Here is a 15,732-nt window from a genome sequence, read left to right on the forward strand (position 1 = left end):
GCTGAATGACGGATTACGACAGTACGCGAAAGGCGATTTTAGTCACATTAGCTTTATGTTTTTGTAATTTTTGGTACGTGTCTTCAGGACTCACTCCCTGAGAACAAACCTCTTTCAAGAGGTCGTAAGAGTCACAATTTTCAATTAATAAGCCGGCTTCTGAGTCATCTTTAGAATAGTCAAAGGCAACTGCGGAAGGTGTCATCTTAATGTTCATTTCACAGGCTAGTTGTTGGTCGGAATCAAAAACCTGTTTAGTTAAATCGCTGTGCCAATCTTCAAGTAACATTTCAGTATCTAAGTGGGCCTTTTCAGCGATTTCTAGAACTAATTTAGTATCAAGGGTAGTATCAGGTTGTTGAAAAACTTGTTGGAGTTGCATTAAAAATGCTTGGCTCTTCTTGTTACCTTGGAAGGTCGCTGCTTTATAAGCTAGGACCGCTTCGTAGATGGTACTAAAGACGTGATTTCTTAAGTCTAAGTCACGTCGATTTAAATTTTGAAATTGCATGTAACGTTCAACGTTTTGTAAGTTGAGGACGGGTATGAACTTGAAATGGATGTTCATATCAGCCTCGTCAATAATTTTTAAAAGTGCCTTTTCGGATTGCAAGCAACGTTGGCCGATCGGGTTAATATATAAAAACACTTCTAACAAAATGGTTCCCCCAAACTTAAGTCTCGTATTGAAAGCTCTTGTCTTACTTTAACAAATTTTTTTGGATTTGCAATTAATTAGCTTTGATGATTTTTAGCACGTTGAATCTTGTTGAGTAGTGCAGTTTGTGTTAATTTGAAACGCGCAACGATGTCTTGGAAGAAAGGTTGGGCGAGTGGCATATCGTCAAATTCCAGTTCCAATTCATAGTCAGCTGTCTGATCCGGATAGGTTGTTTGATCTAATGTTAGGCGACCACTAGGCAGTGTTAAAACCTGACGCTTAGTGGTTGCTTGACCCCAGATGAAAAGGGGTGACCAATCAATCCCGATTGTTTCTAGATACTTAGCAATTTGCTGATCGGGCTGAATGGTTTGTTGCGCAATCAATTGCTGTGCAGTGGCTAATGGCATTGTATCGGTGATTTCCAGTAGGGTGCGTGTCGCACCAGTCTGGGGTACTTTTAAGGTCTGTTCTGCCTGTTCTTGGTAGAGGCGAGTGCGCAACCCCATATGTTGCTGATACAAACCATTTTGCGGTAGCTCGTAGTAATAATTGGTCTGGGTAAAAGGTGTCGGCCATGAATAGGCGGCCCGCAGTTGATTGAATTGTTGTTCAGTGAGACTGACTTTAAATTCACGTTCAATGGTCTGTGTCATTTAATAACCTGCCTTTTGAGAATAAGACTATCCTAGCATAAATTTGAAAACTTGTAATTGTATTTGATTTGGGAGGAATTCTATCTATTCTTTTCCAATATATGTTAAAATAATGCTGTATGTGACAGATTGAATGAGGGGTTATTATGGTCGAAAATTGGAAAAAATTCCTGATGCCTTATGAACAAGCCGTTAGTGAATTGAAAATAAAATTACGTGGTATGCGTAAACAATATCAACAAAATAATGAACATGCCCCAATCGAATTTGTAACGGGCCGGGTCAAACCGATAGATAGTATCAAAGAAAAAATGCAGCGACGGTATATCACAGAGGATTTATTGGAACAAGATATGCAAGATATCGCTGGGTTACGGATTATGTGTCAGTTCGTAGAAGATATCCACGAAATTGTGGGCTTATTACACCAACGAACCGATATGAAGATTATCGAGGAACGCGACTACGTTTCAAACGTTAAACCCAGTGGTTATCGCTCATATCACATTGTGGTTGAATACCCAGTGCAACTGATCAGCGGTGAAAAATTAATCTTGGCAGAAATTCAGATTCGGACAATGTCGATGAATTTTTGGGCAACGATCGAACATTCACTCAATTATAAATACCAAGGGGAATTCCCTGAAACATTGAAGGCACGTTTAAAACGGGCAGCCGAAGCGTCATTTATGTTAGATAAAGAAATGTCTGAAATTCGCGAAGAAATTCAAGAAGCACAACAGCTCTTTTCATACGGTAAGTGGCAGAGTGCTTTAGAAAAAGCGACTGAAAACGATTCTGAAGGAGATGCCCCAGATTGAGAATAACGGTATATAGCAATGACGGCAGCTCTTCTCGACAAGTGGCTGATAAACTAACCAATAAGTTAATTAACAACGGTTTTACGATGGACGCACAAACACCAGAAGTGGTGATTTCAGTTGGTGGCGATGGGACGTTACTGTCTGCTTTTCACCGCTATGCTGATGCGCTGGATCAAATCCGCTTTATCGGGGTTCATACAGGACACCTGGGCTTTTATACGGATTGGCGGGATTTTGAAGTTGATGATTTAGTAGTCGCTTTACAAGAAGATTTGGGTCAGAGTATTAGTTATCCGTTACTCGAGGTTAAGATTACTTATGCCGATACCAACGAAGTGCAACACTTCTTGGCGTTGAACGAAGTGACGTTGCGGCGTTATGCGGCAACCTTGCGGACCGATGTTTATATCAAAGAAAACTTTTTTGAAAGTTTCCGTGGTGATGGCCTATGTGTTTCGACACCAACTGGCTCAACGGCTTACGGAAAATCAATTGGTGGGGCGGTCTTGCATCCACGATTAGAAGCGATGCAATTGACTGAAATTGCGTCGATTAATAATCGTGTTTACCGAACACTGGCCGCACCAATTGTGTTGCCTTCTGATGAGTGGTTACTTTTAAAACCCTCACGGACCAGCGATTACGTTGTGACGATTGATCAGTTTACGTTTAAGGATCGACCAATTGAATCAATGCAATTTAAAATTGCAAAAGAAAGAATACAATTTGCACGTTACCGACACACCCATTTCTGGGATCGCGTCGAAGATGCATTTATTGGGTCAAAACATGAAATTTGAGTGGCAATACACAGACAGCGAAGGCTGCATTTTACGTAATTTTTTAAGACGACATGAGATTTCTCGGAGTCAGCTATCGAAGATTAAATTCTCAGGTGGGCAGATTTTAGTGAATGGTCAGGAAGCCCATACCAATATTAGACTAGTTCAAAATGATGTGGTGACGGTTTATCTAGCGCCAGAAGTTGCGGTGGAACACGTGATTCCTGTGAAGGGTGATTTAAAAATTGCCTATGAGGATGATCATTTTCTGATTGTTGATAAACCAGCCTTTGTCGCTTCGCTACCGGCTCCCAACCATCCGAATAATACGATGGCCAATTTTGTGAAGCAGTATTTAATTGATGAACAAGCTGAAAGCCTCGCAGTCCATGTCGTCACGCGTTTGGACCGCGATACCAGTGGTTTGATGATGTTTACCAAGCATGGATTTGCGCACAGTTTGTTGGATCGGCAATTACAGTCGAAAGAATTGCAAAAAACGTATATCGCAATTGCTAGTGGTGATATGCGCGAGGATTTACCGCAACATGCGTGGATTGATCGTCCGATTAAACGCTCGGAAGAATTCTACATGCGACGGGTGGTCGGCGAAGGTGGTAAGCGGTCATTGACCGAATATTGGCAAGCCGCTCACGGTGATGGCGCCACACTCGTTAAATTGAAGTTACTAACAGGCCGGACACATCAGATTCGGGTCCATTTTGCATCGCTAGGGCATTCGCTAATTGGTGATAACCTCTACGGTGAATCTGATGATTTATTGCCGCGCCAAGCACTTCATTGCCGCCAATTGACGTTCTATCATCCATTTGAAGAACGAACAATTACGGTGAAAAGCCCGGTGCCAGCTGATTTTAGTGCTGTTTTAGCGCAACGCCAGTTTGATTTTGATGAAACAACACTCTAAAAATAAGCAAAAGGCCGTGATTTGGCGGTCTTTTTTTGTGTTTAATTTTAATAAAAAAACCTTAAACTTCTAATTTAAGTCGCATTCTAGATTTGAAATTAGTATACTAGAGAACGACTACGTTTCATGGAGGGATGGAGATTGTGTTAACTTTAAATGTGATTAAGGCAATTATTTTAGGGATTGTCGAAGGTTTTACGGAATGGTTACCGATTAGTTCAACGGGCCATTTAGTATTAGTAGGTAGTGTTTTAAAAATGGGCGAATCAAAAGCCTTTATGGATATGTTTAATTACGTCATTCAATTCGGTGCGATTTTGGCCGTTGTCGTCTTATACTTCCATAAATTGAACCCATTTTCACCGCAGAAGAATCAATTAGAGCAAAAGCAAACATGGACTTTATGGTTTAAGGTTATTTTGGCGGTTATTCCGTCAGTGATTATTGGTTTCCCATTGAATGATTGGATGGACGAACATTTAATGCAAAACTGGGTTGTCGCAAGTATGTTAATTTTATATGGTATTTTATTTATCGTTATTGAAAATCGCAATAAACAACGCACACCCAAATTTGCAGATTTAAATACGTTACCTTGGTTAACCGCCTTTTGGATTGGGTGTTTCCAAGCCTTATCAATTATTCCTGGGACATCACGTTCAGGCGCAACGATTTTAGGGGCGATTTTAATTGGGACATCACGTTTTGTTGGGGCTGAATTCTCATTCTTCATGGCAATTCCAACGATGATTGGGGTCAGCATCTTGAAGATTGGGAAGTTCTTCTACCAAGGCAATACCTTTACTGGTGATCAATCAATTATTTTATTGGTCGGGATGGTCGTCTCATTCATCATTTCAATCATTTCAATCAAGTTCTTGATGGGTTACATCAAGAAAAACGACTTCAAGGTTTTCGGTTGGTATCGGATTATCCTAGGGGTATTGGTATTAGGCGCAATGTTCTTATAAAAGTGCGTTTGAAACGGGTATATTCTGAGCATTAACCTGATTTGACGAATTAGCGATGGAATCGCTAGTTTGGCAAATAGCGTTAAGCGCAGGAATATGTTTCAAAAAGCACGTTTGAGTGCAAAGTGCGTTTAAAGCGGTTTGACTCTGAGCATTAGTCTAGCGTCGTGAATGAGCGACGAAGTCGATCGTTTGCGATGCGTAACTAAGCACAGGAGTCAGCTTTAAAAAGCACGTTTAAAATAAAAATTGGAGGTTTTCCCATGTTAATCAAAGAAGTTTGTGTCGAAAATTTCACCGAAATTCCGGCTGCCATTCGTAATGGTGCCAAACGAATTGAATTAAACGACAACTTAGCGGTTGGCGGCACCACTGTTAGTCGTGGTGTTATGGCTGAATCAGTACGTTATGCACATGAACATGATGTGCCAGTGATGGTCATGATTCGCCCCCGTGGTGGTAACTTTGTCTACAACGATCAAGAATTAAAAATTATGGAAGCTGATATTTTTTCAGCACAAGAATTAGGCGCTGACGGGATTGTTGTGGGTTGCTTAACACCTGACAATAAGATTGATGATGAAGCAATGGAAATGCTAATTGGCGCTGCCAATGGGATGCAAGTTGTTTTCCACATGGCTTTTGACGAATTAGCAGTAGCTGACCAAGCCGAAGCAATCGACTGGTTGGTTGAACATGATGTTAAACGGATTTTAACGCATGGTGGCCCATTAACGGCACCGTTAAATGAAGAACGTCTTCAAGAACTAGTGCGTTTAGCTGACGGTCGCTTAGGCATTTTACCAGGCGGTGGCATTACAGCGGAAAACGTTGCTGGTATTACTGAACGATTAAACGTGACAGAAGCACATGGCACTAAAATCGTTGGTTAATCCAAAAATTGAGTAATCAAAAAAGGTTTCCGGATAAAAATAACTTTTATCCGGAAACCTTTTTATTTTTTGATCACGGTCAGTAGTTGACCGACATCTTGGTTGACGCCTTGAAAGTGGCGAACTGCATAACGCTCAGGATTGAGGCGGGTTAAATCTGCAACTAAGTAGTGGATTTCTTCTTCCGATTTAAAAAAGTGATTATCAATGATAAAAAGTAATAAACCGCCCCGATTGAGACGGGATAAGACTTGATGGTAAGCCGAGATGGTCGTGTTAGGGAGCGTGACATCTTGAGAAGTCTCTGGTGAAAGTGAGCCAAGACTGAAGATCGCCGCTTGCACCTTTAAATCGGCGGGAAGAGCAGTGATGATTCGCTCGTGGCCTTGATTGATGAGGGATACCTGCTGGTTAAGATTGGCCGTTGTTAACCGTTTTTGACAAGTTGCCAACGCTTCTTTTTGAATATCGAAGCCATAAACATGGCCGTAATCGGCAACTTTTTCCGCTAGAAATAAAGTATCGTCGCCATAGCCAACAGTGGCGTCGATGACAACATCGCCTGGGCGAATGGCCTGGTCTAATAGGAAGTGGGCAAAAGAACTTGGCTGATCAAGTAGCATGATAAAAATCCCCTTTAATTACGATTTTTGCTGCAATAGGTGGTAGCTATCAAAATAATACCACGAAAGGCCTAATCCGGTTAAGGCTAACATGAAACCGGCTAAAACATCTGTGGGGTAGTGAACCTGCACGTAAATCCGGCTAATCCCAATGAGGAGCGTCAGTATTAAGCACAAACCAATTACTAGGTGCCGCCAATAGTGACTTTTAATCAGGTAAATGGCAATAATGCTTAATGAGCCAAAAAATAATAGGGCACCAGAAGAATGACCACTAGGAAAACTAAAGCCGCTAGCGACTACCAAATGATGCGCGCTAGGTCGGGGTCGAGCAACCCATTCTTTAATAATGTGGTTTAAACTACTGAAAACCGCCATATTGACTAATAAGAAGAGCGCAGCATTATTCTGGCGGATGAAGAGTAAGGTGAGCGTTGCTACGACTGTTAATCCCAGCATACTATAAGGATTACCTATGCTTGTGATAGCGATTGCTATAGTGGTTGTTAAAGGTGAAGCAACGCTACGAACGATATGAATGATGTGACTATCGAAAGTATTAATCCAAGTTGCTTGGTTTAAAAGACTGACTAAAATAATCATAAATAGTGAAAAGCCCACTATCATTGATGTGAGTTGTTGCTTTTGACGAGACATAGTGAACCCCTTTCAAATTCTATAATAACAATGTTAACGGTCTGTCGCCTTGAACTAATTTTAAATCGATTATTAACCGCTTATAACATATACGTTGTTTTATAGGATTATTAATATTATAATATATTTTAGATAAACTTAATAAAGATAGCTATTACTTTAAAGAAAATTTATATGGAGGTTTTTATGTTGAAAGAGACTAGAAAACAAAGAATCGCGACACAAAAAATAATTTTAAACCGTCAAAAAAAGGAACTACGGAATAAGAAAGTGCGGCATATGACGACTTTTGCAGGAGCTAGTTTCTTGATGGGGTCTGCGGTTGCACCTAGTCTCACGAGCGGTAAAGTTAAGGCAGCTGTTGAAACAGTGAGTGCCAACGAAACCAACCTCAATACAGCGACATCAAGCACAAGTAGTGTTGCTAATAGTACGACCTCAACAAGTAGTACTGACCAAGCAACAAGCAGCAGTCAAAGTCAATCAAGCCAAACAACAAGTAGTAGCCAAAGCCAATCACAACCAGTTGTGAAGCCCCAAGTGACTGAAAATGATGCGAATAAGGCAGCTACAGCTCAACCCAAACCAACACAAGCACAACCAGTTGTTGGCACACAAAATACGGGTGCTAATATCGCAACAGCCCAAGCCATTATGGCTTATTCATCAACCAGTGCATCAACTTTCATCAATTCAATTGCTAGCTCAGCACGTCAATTAGCAAGTGAAAATGATTTGTATGCTTCAGTAATGATTGCCCAAGCTTCTCTTGAATCAGGTTTTGGGAATAGCGCTTTAGGCAAAGCCCCTAACTACAACTTATTCGGTGTTAAAGGGAGTTACAACGGTAGCTCTGTCTACATGTTAACAAACGAAGATGATGGTCATGGTAATCTTTATCAAATCAACGCTGCTTTCCGTAAATATCCTTCATATTACCAATCACTACAAGATTACGTGCATGTTTTGAAGAATACTTCTTTTGGGTCAACACCTTATTATCAAGGGGCCTTCAAGAGCCACACAACAAGCTATCAAAATGCGACGCAATATCTTCAAGGTCGCTATGCCACAGCTACGAACTATGCAGCTAGTTTAAATCGCCTTATCCAACAATATAACTTAACGCAATATGATACACCTGCTACAAGTGGTAATAATGGTGGTACGGGCACAACACCAACGAACCCAACAACACCAACTAAACCAACGAATGGTGAAAAGTATACGGTTAAAGCTGGCGATTCAGTTTACGGCATCGCTAAACGTTATGGGATTTCAATGAGTACTTTAATTAGCTGGAATAACATTAAAAATAATATGATTCACCCTGGTGATGTCTTAATCGTTTCGGCTAACAAACCAACAACACCAACGAATCCGACGACACCAACCAACCCAACGAATCCAAAAAAACCAGCAAATGGTGAAAAATACACAGTTAAAGCCGGCGATTCAGTTTACGGCATTGCTAAGCGTTACGGTATTTCAATGAATACGTTAATTAGCTGGAATAACATTAAAAATAACATGATCCACCCGGGCGATGTTTTGATTGTTTCTGCTAAACAAACAACAAACCCAACAACACCAACGAATCCAACTAAACCGACAAATCCAACGAACCCAACAACACCGGCGAATAACCAAACTTACACGGTTAAGTCTGGCGATTCAGTTTGGGCAATCTCAAACCGCTATGGTGTTTCAATGGCGAACTTAGTGAAGTGGAATAATATCCGTAATAACTTCATCTATCCTGGTCAAAAATTAATTGTTGGTCAAAAATCAACGGGACAAACAACACCGCCAACAAATAACAACAACAATAGCAGTAGTAATAATAACAATGGCTCAACAACGACAACCGCTAAAACCTACAAGGTCAAAGCTGGTGATTCAGTATGGCGGATTTCACAACAATCAGGAATCTCAATGGCTGAATTGGTTCGTTTAAATAACATTAAAAATAATTTTATTTATCCAGGTCAAGTGTTAAAAGTCAGTGCTGGTAAAACAACAACTAACAATAACAACCAAACAACGCCTAATAAAACAAAGTCTTATACCGTTAAATCAGGTGATAGCCTATGGTCAATCGCTCAAAAAAATGGCACGACAATCAGTAAATTAAAGACTGCTAATGGATTACGTTCAGATTTAATCTTAGTTGGCCAAGTCTTGAAATTGAAGTAAGAGTTTGGTATGCTAAGAACAATTATTTAACGTTGAGAGGGATTAGTAGTTAAGTGAAACGTCCAGAGAGCGTGTGGTTAGTGCGAACACGTCGTTGAACTTAGCGAACTCACCTTTGAGTTTTCTATTGAAATCAAGTAGATAGAAACGTCAGCCACGTTACGGCCAGAGAGTTGTTCAGTTTGAACTGGGCAGAACTTAGGTGGCATCGCGGTCAATTCGTCCTATGGTATTTATACCATAGGACTTTTTTGACGTTAAGTGGATTAAAAAAGAGTGCGTCAAAAGTGTCTATACTTTTGAAAGTACGCTAAAAATAAGGAGTGTTTGATATGACTTACGATCATCGCGCAGTTGAACAAAAGTGGCAAGCCTACTGGCAATCACATAAATCTTTTAAAACAACAGAAGATAAAGATAAGAAAAATTTCTACGCATTAGATATGTTCCCATACCCATCAGGACAAGGGTTGCACGTTGGCCATCCTGAAGGCTATACGGCAACTGATATCTTGGCCCGGATGAAACGGATGCAAGGCTTCAACGTGTTGCACCCAATGGGTTGGGATGCATTCGGCTTACCTGCTGAACAATATGCGTTAGATACGGGGAATAACCCTGCTGATTTCACGCAAAAAAATATCAACACTTTCAAACGTCAAATCAATTCATTAGGCTTCTCATACGATTGGGATCGCGAAGTGAATACAACGGATCCTGATTTCTACAAATGGACCCAATGGATTTTTGAAAAAATGTACGAAAAAGGCTTGGCTTATGAAGCCGAAGTTGCTGTTAACTGGAGCCCAGATTTAGGGACAGTTGTGGCCAACGAAGAAGTGATCGACGGTAAAACTGAACGTGGTGGTTATCCTGTTTACCGGAAACCAATGCGTCAATGGATGTTGAAGATTACGGCTTATGCTGATCGTTTAATTGACGACTTAGACCTTGTTGATTGGCCTGAAAGTGTCAAGGATATGCAACGTAACTGGATTGGCCGCTCAAAAGGCGCTGAAGTTTCATTTGCTGTTGAAAACCATGACGCTAATATTGACGTCTTCACAACACGTGCCGACACAATGTTTGGTGTGAGTTACATCGTGATGGCCCCAGAACACAAATTAGTGGCTGACATCACAACGCCTGAACAAAAAGCTGCCGTTGATGCATACTTAAAAGAAATCGAACACAAGAGTGATCTTGAACGGACTGATTTGGCTAAGGACAAAACAGGTGCCTTTACGGGTGCTTATGCCATCAATCCAGTGAACGGCGAACGTTTACCAATCTGGATTTCAGATTACGTTTTAGCTTCATACGGGACTGGTGCTGTCATGGCCGTTCCTGCACATGACCCTCGCGATTGGGAATTTGCCAAGAAATTCGGTTTACCATTGAAACCAGTTGTTTCAGGCGGTAACCCTGAAGAAGCTGTTCACACAGAACCTGGTGTAATGATTAATTCAGATTTTTTAGATGGCTTAGACAAACAAGCTGCTATCGACAAGATGATTCCATGGTTGGTTGAACACAAAGTGGGTCATGAACAAATCAGTTATAAATTACGTGACTGGTTATTCTCACGTCAACGCTACTGGGGTGAACCAATTCCAATTATTCATTGGGAAGATGGCACAACATCTGTCGTTCCAGAAGATCAATTGCCACTTGAGTTACCATTAACAAGTGATATCAAACCTTCTGGTACTGGTGAAAGTCCACTTGCGAACTTAACAGACTGGTTAAACGTGACGGACGAAAATGGTCGTAAAGGCCGTCGTGAAACGAATACAATGCCACAATGGGCTGGTAGTTCATGGTATTACCTCCGTTATATCGATCCTAAGAACCCTGATAAATTGGCTGATTTTGACAAGTTGAAGGACTGGTTACCAGTTGACATGTACATCGGTGGTGCAGAACATGCTGTTCTTCATTTACTATATGTTCGTTTCTGGCACAAATTCTTGTATGATATCGGTGTCGTCCCAACGAAGGAACCATTCCAACATCTATACAATCAAGGGATGATTTTAGGCGATAACCACGAAAAAATGTCTAAATCAAAAGGGAACGTTGTTAACCCTGATGATGTTGTTGATCGTTTTGGTGCTGATACATTACGTCTATACGAAATGTTTATGGGCCCATTAGATGCTTCAATTTCATGGAGTGAAAAGGGCTTAGCTGGCGCTCGTAAATTCTTGGACCGTGTATGGCGTTTATACACAGAAGAAGATACGGACGAAAACGACCAACTTTCAAGTAAGATTGTCGCTGACAACAACGATCAATTGAAGAAGGTTTACAACGAAACCGTTAAGAAAGTCACAGAAGACTTCGAAAGCATGCACTTTAACGTGGCCATTTCACAATTGATGGTCTTCATCAACGATGCTTATAAAGCAGATACATTCCCACGTGAATATGCTGAAGGCTTCGTGAAATTATTAGCCCCAATCGCACCACATATGATGGAAGAATTATGGGCAATGCTTGGTCATGATGATTCAATCAGCTATGTTGATTGGCCAACATTTGACCCAGCAGCATTTATTGCTAATGAAGTGGAAGTCATCTTCCAAGTTAACGGTAAGTTAAAGGCCAAAGTAACAGTGGCTAAAGACACACCGAAGGAAGAATTAGAAGCGATGGCAAAGGCCAACGAAAAAGTAGCCGAATTTATCGCAGATAAGACAGTCCGTAAAGTGATTGCCATTCCAAACAAATTGGTAAATATTGTAGCGAATTAGAGTGCGTTCAAGCTCGGTCAACTTTTGAGCATTATCAGAGGGAAGCGAATAAGCGACGCAGTCGGTTGTTTGATTCACTGGGATAAGCGCAGAAAGTTAGCTTGAAAAGCACGATTCAAAAAGGACAGACAAATTCAATTTTGTCTGTCCTTTTTTCTTATCTAAAGTTAATAGTTAGGAACCTAACAAATACTATTGATCTACAAAACCTTATTTAATAGTATTCTAAAATGATAAAAAGATTAGAAAAGACATTGATTTTCTTCTTTTTTTATTATACGATGATAAGTAAATTTAGATTGTCGGGTTAACCAACAATGGGAATACCTAAATAGAAGGGTTTGAGGAGAATGAAACGGAATTTAAATGCCCGTCAGATGCAGATGATTGCATTAGGTGGGACAATCGGATGGGGGCCAATACGACGATTAAATGGACAGGGCCTTCTGTCTTAATCGCTTATGGCATTGCCGGTCTATTATTGTACTTAATCATGCGCGCTTTGGGGGAAATGTTGTACGTTGATCCAGATACGGGATCGTTTGCGAAATTTGCAACGGAATATATGCACCCCATTTTTGGTTATTTGACAGCTTGGAGTAATGTTTTCCAATTTGTGGTCGTTGGGATGAGTGAAATGATTGCAATCGGTGGCTATCTAGAATTTTGGTGGCCGAATCTGCCAGGGTGGGTTCCAGGTTTAGTCGCAATTACGTTCTTATGTGCCGCTAATCTCATATCGGTCAGCATGTTTGGTGAATTAGAATTCTGGTTTGCCCTAATTAAAGTGGTGACGATTGTGTTAATGATTGTCGCTGGTCTCGGATTAATCATCTTCGGGATTGGAAATCACATGCATCCGGTTGGGATTAGTAATTTATGGACACACGGCTTCTTCACGGGTGGATTCAAAGGCTTTGTCTTTGCCCTTGCGATTGTCCTTGCTTCTTATCAAGGGATTGAATTAATTGGGATTACGGCCGGGGAAGCCGAAAACCCACAAGAAACATTAGTTAAAGCGATTCAATCAACTGTTGCTCGGATCCTCATTTTCTACATCGGTGCTATTTTCGTCATTTTAAGTATTTACCCTTGGAACGAACTCAACCAAGTGGGTTCACCATTTGTCCAAACCTTTGCTAAAATCGGGATTACCGCCGCAGCCTCAATTATTAATTTCGTTGTGATTACAGCGGCCTTATCAGGCGCTAACTCTGGGATTTACAGTGCGAGTCGAATGACGTTTACGTTGGCTAATAATGGGCAATTACCAAAACGCTTCTTGAAACTCAACCGACATGGCGTGCCATTTTATGCGGTTGGTGCGATTTCATTAGGGATTTTAATTGGTGTGATTTTAAACGCGATTCTACCATTGGTTTATCCTAAAGCTGGCAATATCTTCGTCCTTGTTTATAGTTCAAGTGTCTTGCCAGGAATGGTGCCTTGGTTTGTCATCTTAATTAGCCAAATTGCCTTTAGAAAACAACACGCCGAAAAGATGGCAACCCATCCATTTAAAATGCCATGGTCACCATATTCCAACTACATCACGTTGGCGATGTTGTGCTTAACATTAGTTTTCATGTTTATTAATCCAGAAACACGGATCTCATTAATTGTCGGATTAATCTTTTTAGTCTTGATGATCGTTATTTATTTCGTGAAGTTTGGACGTCAAAAAGAATAGAAGAGTGTGCCATAAGTTCAGGATATGACTTATAGAACACGGTTAGACTATCAATATTCAAATAGTGAAGAAGGCGCCAAGACAAGCATTACTTGTCCTGGTGCCTTTTTTGCTATCCAGATTTCTATCGTCTAGACGTGCTTTTTGGTTGCAACAACTTCCGCTTAATCTAAAATTGGCAGTAATCCTAAAACCTTGGATTACTGCCAATTTTGTATTAATGCTCAGTTGCTACCCGCAACCCACAGCGCTCTTTTTTAGTAGATTGGATTAATTTGATCACGATGCAAGACATTGATCGATTCGCCATCTGATTGGCGGCGGTCGATATTATCTTCACCCCATAAGCAGAGTAGGTTCAAAATCTTATTGAGTGATTGACCGTATTCAGAGAGGCTGTATTCAACCCGCGGCGGAATTTCTTGATAGATTTTCCGATTGATAATCCCGTCGGCTTCGAGTTCGCGCAATTGTTGCGTTAAAACTTTTTGAGAGATCTTAGGGATATTTTGTAAGAGTTCACTTGAGCGGAGTGGTTGATTCCGTAAGTGGCATAAAATGACAGGTTTCCATTTACCACCGATGATTTCCATCGTGGCTTCAACACCAATGTTATAAGTTTTCTCATTCATTTCTAATTTTGATTCACCTTTTCATTGTGATAAGACTCAATTATTACTTTTCAGTAACCTACTGACTAAAAAGTGCGTGATTGTGAAAATGACGCTTCTATTGAATAATATAGTACATCAGTAAAAAAGTCTATTAGGAGTGTGGGAAAATGAGTAAAAAGCAACGTGCGAACTTAACTTTGTTAGCATTGGCGATTAGTGCCTTTGCGATTGGTTCAACAGAATTCATCAGTGTTGGCTTAATGCCGTTGATGATTAAAGATTTTGGGATTACAATGAGCCAAGCCGGCTTAACCGTTTCAATGTACGCCTTGGGGATTACGATTGGTGCGCCCATTTTGGCTATCTTAACCAGTCGTTGGCCACGGAAGAATTTATTGTTGGGGATTATGATCGTCTTTATCATTGGTAACTTAACGGTGGCCTTTGCCCCAGTATTCTCAGTTGTTTTAATCGGTCGGATTATTTCAGCGTTATCACATGGGATCTTTATGTCAATCGCATCAGTGATTGCGGCGGATGTTGTTGAACCAGAACGCCGAGCAAGTGCGATTGCCGTGATGTTCACTGGTTTAACAGTCGCAACTGTTACCGGGGTACCGCTGGGGACTTTTATCGGTCAAATTTCAACCTGGCACATGTCATTTATTTTCATCGCTGGCATTGGTGTCTTGGGCTTAATCGCTAACTGGTTCTTGGTTCCAAACGACTTACCATTGGGTCAACCAAGCCAATTTAGTGGGATTATTCGGGTCTTCAAAAATAAAGCAATCGTGATTGCCTTATTAATTACAGCCCTTGGTTATGGTGGCACATTCACAGTTTATACTTTCGTAACACCAATCTTACAAACGAAGATGGGTTGGTCACCAAGTGCGGTGGTTATTATCTTAGTTGTTTATGGCTTAATGGTTGCCGTAGGGAACACGTTAGGCGGTAAGTGGTCTAACCACAAACCTTTGTTGGCATTATTGAGAATGTTTGTTGGGTTATTAGTAACCCTCATGTTATTCATGCTAACATTGAATTCACATTGGTTTGGTTTAATTAACGTCTTATTGATGGGCTTTTTCGCCTTCATGAACGTTCCTGGTTTGCAACTTTACATTGTCCAACTTGCTGAAAAGTTCACACCAAACGATATTCCATTGGCATCGGCTTTGAATATCTCAGCCTTTAACATTGGGATTACGATTGGCTCATTGGTCGGCGGTCAAGCTTCTGCCGCTTGGGGCTTGGGTAGTACACCAATTTTCGGGAGCATCATGGTGTTCATCAGTATCTTATTAACATGGTACTTGATTAAACAAACAACGAAAACGAAATAAAAAGAGTATGGCATAAGTCGGGTATATCCTGAGGATTAACACGTTTTGACTATTATCGTTCGAATATCAAAAAAGGGGCTGAGACAAATTTATTTTTGTCCCAGCTTCTTTTTTGTGGCTAATCTTCACAAGATA

At 40.7% G+C, this 15,732-nt stretch carries 13 protein-coding genes, 1 pseudogene and 1 other annotated feature; of the genes and pseudogenes, 9 read left to right on the forward strand and 5 right to left on the reverse strand.

What is annotated here, in order from left to right:
• Positions 1 to 13 precede the first annotated feature (13 nt).
• Both LEUCM_RS05070 and LEUCM_RS05075 read right to left on the reverse strand, forming a co-directional pair.
• Positions 14 to 649 carry a ClpXP adapter SpxH family protein gene (locus LEUCM_RS05070; RefSeq protein WP_231953286.1) on the reverse strand — a complete coding sequence of 212 codons (636 nt, stop codon included), beginning with the start codon at positions 647 to 649 and terminating at the stop codon, positions 14 to 16.
• 86 nt (positions 650 to 735) lie between these two features.
• Complete coding sequence (locus LEUCM_RS05075; protein ID WP_016265487.1) at positions 736 to 1,317, reverse strand: CYTH domain-containing protein; 582 nt, start codon at positions 1,315 to 1,317, stop codon at positions 736 to 738.
• Positions 1,318 to 1,463: 146 nt separating this feature from the next.
• Between LEUCM_RS05075 and yjbM the strand changes: the two genes are divergently transcribed.
• The 5 genes from yjbM (at position 1,464) to LEUCM_RS05100 (ending at position 5,715) form a co-directional block, all read left to right on the forward strand.
• A complete protein-coding gene (gene yjbM / locus LEUCM_RS05080; RefSeq protein ID WP_011375136.1) occupies positions 1,464 to 2,138 on the forward strand; it encodes a GTP diphosphokinase in 675 nt (224 codons plus the stop codon).
• Positions 2,135 to 2,941 (forward strand): NAD kinase, encoded by an 807-nt coding sequence (locus LEUCM_RS05085; protein ID WP_011375135.1) that lies wholly within the window; start codon positions 2,135 to 2,137, stop codon positions 2,939 to 2,941. The genes yjbM and LEUCM_RS05085 overlap by 4 nt, the downstream gene beginning before the upstream one ends.
• Positions 2,931 to 3,851, forward strand: coding sequence for an RluA family pseudouridine synthase (locus tag LEUCM_RS05090; protein WP_025016055.1), 921 nt, complete (start codon positions 2,931 to 2,933; stop codon positions 3,849 to 3,851). Before LEUCM_RS05085 ends, LEUCM_RS05090 begins: the two co-directional genes overlap by 11 nt.
• A 134-nt stretch (positions 3,852 to 3,985) precedes the next feature.
• Complete coding sequence (locus LEUCM_RS05095; protein WP_035145084.1) at positions 3,986 to 4,822, forward strand: undecaprenyl-diphosphate phosphatase; 837 nt, start codon at positions 3,986 to 3,988, stop codon at positions 4,820 to 4,822.
• 263 nt (positions 4,823 to 5,085) lie between these two features.
• Complete coding sequence (locus LEUCM_RS05100) at positions 5,086 to 5,715, forward strand: copper homeostasis protein CutC (protein ID WP_016265484.1); 630 nt, start codon at positions 5,086 to 5,088, stop codon at positions 5,713 to 5,715.
• A gap of 62 nt (positions 5,716 to 5,777) precedes the next feature.
• On the opposite strand, the gene mnmM is transcribed toward LEUCM_RS05100, so the two are convergent.
• Entirely contained in the window at positions 5,778 to 6,338 is a 561-nt protein-coding gene (mnmM, locus tag LEUCM_RS05105; RefSeq protein ID WP_025016054.1) for a tRNA 5-(aminomethyl)-2-thiouridylate-methyltransferase MnmM, read from the reverse strand.
• An 18-nt stretch (positions 6,339 to 6,356) separates the two neighbouring features.
• Complete coding sequence (locus LEUCM_RS05110; protein ID WP_011375130.1) at positions 6,357 to 6,995, reverse strand: phosphatase PAP2 family protein; 639 nt, start codon at positions 6,993 to 6,995, stop codon at positions 6,357 to 6,359.
• Positions 6,996 to 7,181: 186 nt separating this feature from the next.
• Here LEUCM_RS05110 and LEUCM_RS05115 point away from each other — a divergent pair, with 186 nt between their 5' ends.
• The 3 genes and pseudogenes from LEUCM_RS05115 (at position 7,182) to LEUCM_RS05125 (ending at position 13,637) form a co-directional block, all read left to right on the forward strand.
• Complete coding sequence (locus LEUCM_RS05115) at positions 7,182 to 9,191, forward strand: LysM peptidoglycan-binding domain-containing protein (protein WP_235803818.1); 2,010 nt, start codon at positions 7,182 to 7,184, stop codon at positions 9,189 to 9,191.
• A gap of 23 nt (positions 9,192 to 9,214) precedes the next feature.
• Positions 9,215 to 9,421 (forward strand) — a binding site (T-box leader).
• Between the two features lie 102 nt (positions 9,422 to 9,523).
• Positions 9,524 to 11,947, forward strand: coding sequence for a leucine--tRNA ligase (gene leuS / locus LEUCM_RS05120; RefSeq protein ID WP_025016052.1), 2,424 nt, complete (start codon positions 9,524 to 9,526; stop codon positions 11,945 to 11,947).
• A 350-nt stretch (positions 11,948 to 12,297) separates the two neighbouring features.
• A pseudogene (locus tag LEUCM_RS05125) lies at positions 12,298 to 13,637 on the forward strand (amino acid permease).
• A 257-nt stretch (positions 13,638 to 13,894) separates the two neighbouring features.
• Here the strand turns inward: LEUCM_RS05125 and LEUCM_RS05130 are convergent.
• On the reverse strand, positions 13,895 to 14,269 hold the full coding sequence (locus tag LEUCM_RS05130) for a winged helix-turn-helix transcriptional regulator (RefSeq protein WP_025016051.1): 375 nt from the start codon (positions 14,267 to 14,269) through the stop codon (positions 13,895 to 13,897).
• Positions 14,270 to 14,418: 149 nt separating this feature from the next.
• Between LEUCM_RS05130 and LEUCM_RS05135 the strand changes: the two genes are divergently transcribed.
• Positions 14,419 to 15,597 carry an MFS transporter gene (locus LEUCM_RS05135; RefSeq protein WP_025016050.1) on the forward strand — a complete coding sequence of 393 codons (1,179 nt, stop codon included), beginning with the start codon at positions 14,419 to 14,421 and terminating at the stop codon, positions 15,595 to 15,597.
• Positions 15,598 to 15,732: the final 135 nt, after the last annotated feature.

Origin of the sequence: Latilactobacillus sakei subsp. sakei DSM 20017 = JCM 1157 (assembly GCF_002370355.1) — a bacterium.
Lineage (GTDB): Bacteria > Bacillota > Bacilli > Lactobacillales > Lactobacillaceae > Latilactobacillus > Latilactobacillus sakei.

Excerpts from the sequence above, each read along its gene's own strand:
- LEUCM_RS05075 (WP_016265487.1), bottom strand. The coding sequence starts at position 1,317 with ATGACACAGACCATTGAACGTGAATTTAAAGTCAGTCTCACTGAACAA.
- yjbM (WP_011375136.1), top strand. The coding sequence starts at position 1,464 with ATGGTCGAAAATTGGAAAAAATTCCTGATGCCTTATGAACAAGCCGTT.
- LEUCM_RS05090 (WP_025016055.1), top strand. The coding sequence starts at position 2,931 with ATGAAATTTGAGTGGCAATACACAGACAGCGAAGGCTGCATTTTACGT.
- LEUCM_RS05095 (WP_035145084.1), top strand. The coding sequence starts at position 3,986 with ATGGAGATTGTGTTAACTTTAAATGTGATTAAGGCAATTATTTTAGGG.
- LEUCM_RS05100 (WP_016265484.1), top strand. The coding sequence starts at position 5,086 with ATGTTAATCAAAGAAGTTTGTGTCGAAAATTTCACCGAAATTCCGGCT.
- mnmM (WP_025016054.1), bottom strand. The coding sequence starts at position 6,338 with ATGCTACTTGATCAGCCAAGTTCTTTTGCCCACTTCCTATTAGACCAG.
- LEUCM_RS05110 (WP_011375130.1), bottom strand. The coding sequence starts at position 6,995 with ATGTCTCGTCAAAAGCAACAACTCACATCAATGATAGTGGGCTTTTCA.
- LEUCM_RS05115 (WP_235803818.1), top strand. The coding sequence starts at position 7,182 with ATGTTGAAAGAGACTAGAAAACAAAGAATCGCGACACAAAAAATAATT.
- leuS (WP_025016052.1), top strand. The coding sequence starts at position 9,524 with ATGACTTACGATCATCGCGCAGTTGAACAAAAGTGGCAAGCCTACTGG.
- LEUCM_RS05130 (WP_025016051.1), bottom strand. The coding sequence starts at position 14,269 with ATGAATGAGAAAACTTATAACATTGGTGTTGAAGCCACGATGGAAATC.
- LEUCM_RS05135 (WP_025016050.1), top strand. The coding sequence starts at position 14,419 with ATGAGTAAAAAGCAACGTGCGAACTTAACTTTGTTAGCATTGGCGATT.